Raw genomic sequence first — 1,034 nt, forward strand, 5'->3', positions numbered from 1 at the left:
ATTCTCGGCGGTGTGCTGGAAGTGGCCGCCTATGCGGCGATCACTACTGTGGGCTGCCTGGCCGTTGCCGGAGCGGTGTTCCTCGCGACCGGTGCAACCATTGCCACAGGCGGTGTTGCATTGGTGTTGGTGGTGGGCGCGGTCGTCGGCATCACCGCTGGGCTCACTGGCGCCGACTTGAAGATATCCAGTTGGTGCGAGTCCGCCGCCAACTGGGTGTTCCCGCCGGTGATCGATGCGTTCATCACCAGCGGCTCGCACAACGTGTTCATCAATGGCAAAAAGGCTGCCCGCGCTGCCGGCAAGATGACGGCTGTGCCCGTCGCGCCCAGCGAGCCGCCAGCGCCAAGCTTCCTGGATATGGCCGGAGAGTTTTTCTCGCAGATGTGGCGCCCGACGGTCGCCTCGCCTGCGCCCGGCACAGAGCCTTGCCCGCTGGACACCGTGGCGTGCAACAAGCACCCGCCCATGCCCCTGCAGTTCATTGCCGAGGGTTCCAGTTCGGTATTCATCAATGGTCAGCCGGCGGCACGCAGCGGGGATCGCAGTACCTGTGACGCCAAGATTGGAACGGCTGAGGGTCTGATTTCGCCGGATGTGCGCATTGGTGGCGAGACCATTGTGGTGCAGGAGATTCGTAGCGGGAAAACGCCGGGGGTGGGGCTGGCGATTGCCGTGGTGATGGCGTTGCGGGGCAATGTGAAGTGTTTCTGGACCAAGCTGCCGTGCATGATCGGAGGGGCGTTGGTGGGCGGCGCAATCTCTTACGGAACTGCCAAGGTCACCTCGGCACTCAAGAACGCCATGGATGGCTCGCCCAATCCGGTGCACAGTTCGACGGGGGCCAAGGTCTTGGGCGAAGAGGAAGAATTGGACTTTGTTCTGCCCGGTCTGCTCCCTATCGATTGGCAACGTTTCTACAACAGTCTCGATACGCGTTGCGATGGCCTCTTCGGCGCCGGCTGGAGCGTCGACTATGAGGTGTCGGTCGAAATAGATGCCGACGAAAACCTGTTCTATATCGATGAGCAGGG

General features: G+C 62.0%; 1 protein-coding gene. It reads left to right on the plus strand.

Annotated elements, in window-relative coordinates:
• A partial coding sequence (locus E4P00_RS21970) for a DUF6531 domain-containing protein (protein WP_248133073.1) occupies window positions 1-1,034 on the plus strand: 1,034 nt, incomplete at both ends.

Origin of the sequence: Pseudomonas sp. B329 (assembly GCF_023127835.1) — a bacterium.
Classification (GTDB): Bacteria; Pseudomonadota; Gammaproteobacteria; order Pseudomonadales; family Pseudomonadaceae; genus Aquipseudomonas; species Aquipseudomonas synxantha_A.